The sequence below is a fragment of the Rhizobium sp. L9 genome (genome assembly GCF_002531885.1).
Lineage (GTDB): Bacteria > Pseudomonadota > Alphaproteobacteria > Rhizobiales > Rhizobiaceae > Rhizobium.
Window position 1 is genome coordinate 1 of the sequence record NZ_NWSZ01000022.1, and the last position, 537, is coordinate 537.

Annotated in this window: 1 tRNA gene; it reads right to left on the minus strand. The window is 55.1% G+C overall.

Annotation, left to right across the window (positions count from 1 at the left end):
- Nucleotides 1–186: 186 nt before the first annotated feature.
- Nucleotides 187–263 (minus strand) — tRNA-Met (locus CO660_RS22000).
- Nucleotides 264–537: the final 274 nt, after the last annotated feature.

Below are 537 nucleotides of genomic sequence, written 5' to 3' on the forward strand. Positions count from 1 at the left end.
AAACGCAAAAAGCCCGCTATTGGCGGGCTTTTAGGGAAATGTTGATTTCGGTTGCATGATTTGAACCGTCACGTTGCTCAGCCTTCAGATTATGGCGAGCGTCAGCGACGAGAAGCTACCATCGCCAGGGAAAGCGCAGCTTTTCCGCCAGCGATAAGAAGGTAGATGCCGATCTATGGGGAATTTTGGTTGCGGGGGCAGGATTTGAACCTGCGGCCTTCAGGTTATGAGCCTGACGAGCTACCGGGCTGCTCCACCCCGCGTTATTTTATTCCGGACTGTCTGAGCCCGGGAGCGATGTCAGGCGTAGCCTGACGAGGTGAGGCCGTTAAGAGATCGATCCGGTGGATCGAATTTAGGCCGAACGGGCTGCTCCACCCCGCGGAATGATTATAACACGAAAGGCCGCGTTGAGCGGCCCTTTGTTTCGGCTTTGGGCCGTTGGCTTGTGATTGAGAAGTATCAACTGAGTTGCGATTTGCAGACCTGGCAGCGACCTACTCTCCCGCGTCTTAAGACGAAGTACCATGGGCGCAG